Origin of the sequence: Microbacterium sp., assembly GCF_035687345.1 — a bacterium.
Taxonomy (GTDB): domain Bacteria; phylum Actinomycetota; class Actinomycetes; order Actinomycetales; family Microbacteriaceae; genus Microbacterium.
In genome coordinates this window covers 1-3,987 of sequence record NZ_DASRXZ010000044.1, presented here as the reverse complement: position 1 = coordinate 3,987, position 3,987 = coordinate 1, and the positions used below count along the sequence as shown (strand labels likewise).

5 protein-coding genes are annotated in these 3,987 nt (G+C 69.5%); 4 read left to right on the top strand and 1 reads right to left on the bottom strand.

Going from position 1 to position 3,987, the window contains the following annotated elements; translation table 11 throughout:
* The first annotated feature begins 174 nt into the window (after nt 1–174).
* The 3 genes from VFF97_RS05345 (at nt 175) to VFF97_RS05335 (ending at nt 3,221) form a co-directional block, all read left to right on the top strand.
* Nucleotides 175–1,305, top strand: a complete 1,131-nt coding sequence (locus VFF97_RS05345) for an IS30 family transposase (protein ID WP_325032454.1) — start codon at nt 175–177, stop codon at nt 1,303–1,305.
* Between the two features lie 287 nt (nt 1,306–1,592).
* Nucleotides 1,593–2,333 (top strand): hypothetical protein, encoded by a 741-nt coding sequence (locus VFF97_RS05340; RefSeq protein ID WP_209830004.1) that lies wholly within the window; start codon nt 1,593–1,595, stop codon nt 2,331–2,333.
* Between the two features lie 315 nt (nt 2,334–2,648).
* A complete protein-coding gene (locus VFF97_RS05335) occupies nt 2,649–3,221 on the top strand; it encodes a glycosyltransferase (protein WP_325032453.1) in 573 nt (190 codons plus the stop codon).
* A 44-nt stretch (nt 3,222–3,265) separates the two neighbouring features.
* On the opposite strand, the gene VFF97_RS05330 is transcribed toward VFF97_RS05335, so the two are convergent.
* Complete coding sequence (locus VFF97_RS05330; protein ID WP_115941548.1) at nt 3,266–3,667, bottom strand: RidA family protein; 402 nt, start codon at nt 3,665–3,667, stop codon at nt 3,266–3,268.
* 127 nt (nt 3,668–3,794) lie between these two features.
* Here VFF97_RS05330 and VFF97_RS05325 point away from each other — a divergent pair.
* A partial coding sequence (locus VFF97_RS05325) for a helix-turn-helix transcriptional regulator (protein ID WP_325032452.1) occupies nt 3,795–3,987 on the top strand: 193 nt, incomplete at its 3' end.

Sequence of the window (3,987 nt, the reverse complement as noted above, 5' to 3'; positions counted from 1 at the left end):
CTCTCGCACACGACGCCCCGACCAGATCCCCCCCTTGGGTTCCAGCGGTCGTCGCAACACCTGAGGTAGAGGGGTTGCGCGATGGAGTTCGAGGTTCGGCCTGTTCGAACACCGCATGGGCCGCGGAGGTTGGTGCGCGAGCGGGAGGCATACTTCCAGCTCGTGGCGACCGGGATGAGCAGTCGGCAGGCGTCGATGGCAGTTGGGGTGAACCCGACGACGGGCAAGCGGTGGCGGCTGGGTGTCGGGAGATCAGGTCGGCCTCGCTCAAGCGTCCCGGTTCCTCGGGTTTCAGTTCTGCCAGGCTCGTCGGCGCGGTATCTCGACGAGGAGGAGCGGATCTATATCGCGGATCGGCTCCGGGACCGGGCTTCGCTGCGGGCGATCGCGAGCGAGCTGGGGCGTAGCCCGTCGACGATCAGCCGTGAGATCCGACGCAACCGGCACCCGACGAACGGGCAGTACCGTCCGTTCGCCGCCAACGCTCGTGCGGAGGCAAGGATGCGGCGCCCTAAGGTGCACAAGATCGCGGCGAACCCGCAGCTGCGCGAGTACATCCAGACCCGACTGAACCTGCGGTGGAGCCCGGAGCAGATCGCGGCGAAGTTGCGCGAGCGCTTCCCTGGCCGACCTCACCTGAACGTCGTGCACGAGACCATCTACCAGGCTCTGTATGCGCCGGGCGATCGTGTCCTGAGCCGCGAGCTCACGCGCTCGTTGCGCACAGGCAGGCGGATGCGCCGTCACCACCGCTACTTCTACCGGCGTCAGCCACGCTTCTCGGCACCGATGCTGACCGTGCACGAACGACCGTCTGAGGCAAACCACCGAGCGGCGCCGGGACATTGGGAAGGCGATCTCATCGTCGGGACCGATCAACGCTCGGCGATCGCGACCCTCGTAGAACGTGCGAGCCGCTACACGATCCTCGTGCACCTGCCAGACGGCAAGGGCAGCGCCTCGGTACGTGACGCACTCATCGCCGCCGTCGAGCCGCTCCCACCCAAGCTGCGTCGTTCGCTAACGTGGGACCAGGGCGCCGAGATGAGCCGCCACCATGAGTTCACCGCAGCCACCGGGATCCCGGTCTACTTTTGCGACCCCGGCAGTCCTTGGCAGCGCGGCAGCAACGAGAACACCAACGGGCTGCTGCGCCAGTACTTCCCCAAGGGCACGAGGCTCGCAGGCCACACGCGAGAGGACCTCGCGCTGGTCGCCGACCAGCTCAACAGCCGGCCCCGCAAGATCTCTGGGTGGCGGACGCCGTCCGAGCGCCTCGCTCAGTTGCTCACTCTCGAGCGGTGACGCAGCGCTCAGGACCTGGTGCCATTCAAAGGCGCGGCAACGCCTGAGGGTCTCACTTCGACTTGCTCTTTCCACCGTCCAGTTGCCTGTAGAGCCGCCAACGATGCCCAAATGTCCGGTCTGGTAATCGTATGTAAATCGGTTCGCACGAGACGCTTGACGCAGGCAACACTCGGGCGTACCTTCTCCGCAAGCAGGGGGACCAGCGCCGGATCCGACGATGAACCTGGGTTGGTTGGCGTAAAGACGCGCCTATGCTCCTGCATGCTCAAAGCAAGGAGATGAGGTTGAAGCTCAGACGACTCGCGAGCGCGGTTGCCGCCGCATCCATCCTCGCCACCGGAGCGTTCGCAGCGCCCGCTCTGGCCACATCTACCGACTCGACCTCACCCGACGCGCCCGCCACGGTCACTGAGGTGGTCGATGGGGCACCGAGCGCGAGCGACGAGGCGCTGCTGCGTGCCTTCTTCGACGAGTACGACGTGGATGCGACGGTCCAGGACTCCCTCATCGCCGCGATGAGCGGTGGAGACCCCTGGCTGTCCCTGACGGGCGCGGATCCCGTCTCCGAGCGTGTCGAGGTCCACGACGGCGCCGAAGCTGTGATCAGCACGTACGCAGACGGCTCGATCGCCGTCTCCAGCACGTCGATCCCGAAGCCCGAGGGGTCAGGCGGGATCGGAACCCGGTCGATCCTGGACTGCACCACCTCCAGCACTGCGTACTCGGCGACCTACAGCAACTGCCTCGCGGACGTGAACCTCGGCGTGATCCGGATGTACTTCCGCTTCACCTGGCAGAAGGTCTTCGGCTCCAGCGCCTCGATCACCAGCTACAACGCGAACAGCTACGGCGGACACTGCATCGGCTGCTCCCTGAGCAACAAGAGGGTGTACCGGATCAGCTCGACCGACGTGAGGTACGAGGCGGACAGCAACCTGGCCTGGAACGGCTCGCCTCTGCAGTTCACGGCGTACATGGGCGCCAGGGTGAGCCTCGCCAACGGGGCATGGACCTACCACAACTAGGGTCGAGGGTTAGCGGCTGCCACCGCAGGCGCTAGCCTCGCCCCCAATAGGCAGGAGAAGTCATGAACGCCACGGCCGCAATTCTGATCGGCGGGATCATCCTCGGCATCGCTGTTGTCGCGACCGTCGCTGTGCTGCTCGTCAGGCAGACGCGTAAGTAGGACGGGCCTCAGCCCCATTCCGACGGCCGGGAGGACTTCAAACCTCCCGGCCGCCGGCATGCCGGGATGGGCCGCTATTGCCAGCGCGCCGCCGCGCAATGGCCGGTACCCGGCGCTCGGCCGTCGTACGGCACAACTCGGCCTACGGCAGACCGTGGAAGCAGGAGTCGTACGATCGCTTCGGAGTGGACGTGTTGCGACGACCGCTGAAATCCGCCCCCCGGGCGACGACCCGCTCGTCCTCGTCGCGCTGTCGTCCACGTTCCAGGACCAGGCCGCGCTCCTGCGGCGCGTCGTCGCCGCGCTCGCGACGCTTCCCGTCCGCGGCCTCGTCACGACCGGGCCGAGCCTCGACCCCGGCGCCGTGCAGGGCGCGCCGAACGTCTCCGTCGTCGCGTCCGCGCCGCACCGCGCCGTGCTGCGCGAGGCGGCGCTCGTCGTCACGCACGGCGGGCACGGCACGCTCCTCAAGGCCCTCGCCGCGGACGTGCCCGTCGTCGTGCTGCCGCACGGGCGCGACCAGGGGGACAACGCCGTGCGCGTCACCCTGCGCGGCGCGGGCGTCGCGCTCCGGCGCACGGCCTCGACCGACCAGGTCGCGCGCGCGGTCCGCCGCGTGCTCGACGACCCCGCCTACGCGCGACGCGCCGCCGTGCTCGGCGCCGCCGTCCGGCACGACGCCGAGCACAGCACGCTCGTCGCGGAGCTCGAGGCGGGCGAGGGCTGACCCGGGCGACGCCGCGCCCGGCCCCGACGACGCCGGGCACCGCGTCAGGCGACCGCGGTCGCCTCGAGCTCGACCATCTGCCCGGCGATCGCCAGGCGCGTCACGCCGAGCATCGTCGTCGGCGGGGCCGCGCCCGCCCCTCCCAGCCGCGCCGCGAGCACCCCGTAGTGCCGGAGCAGCTCGTCGACGTCGGTGGTGTAGACGGTGAGCCGGACGACGTCCGCCCACGTCGTGCCCGCCTCGCCGAGCACGGCCTCCACGTTGTCGAGGCTCAGCGCGAGCTGCGCCGCCATGTCGCCGTCGTGCCGAGGTGCTCCGTCGGGTCCCGTCGCCGTCTGCCCCGAGCACCACACGGTCCGGGTGTGCCCGGACACGACCACCCCCTGGTGGAAGCCCAGGTCCAGGGACCAGGTCACCGGGTCGACCGCCGTTCGTTCGACTGCCACGTCGTCTCCTTCGTGTCGTCCTTCCCGCGCGCCCGTCGGCTCGTCCGCCGACGTCCTCGACGCCCGTGCCGACGAGCCTGGCGATGAATCACGACACCGAGTGTCATGTATCCGATACGTTCCTCCTGTGCGCGCCGACCGCCTCGTCTCGCTCGTCCTGCTGCTGCGCCAGCGCGGCCGGACGTCCGCCGCGACGCTCGCCCGCGAGCTCGAGGTCTCCACGCGCACCGTGCTGCGCGACGTCGAGGCCCTGTCCGCCGCCGGCGTCCCGGTCTACGCCGAACGCGGACGTCACGGCGGGTTCGCGCTGCTCCCCGGGT

Coding starts and splice junctions, on each gene's coding strand:
- VFF97_RS05345 (WP_325032454.1), top strand. CDS start 175: ATGAGCAGTCGGCAGGCGTCGATGGCAGTTGGGGTGAACCCGACGACG.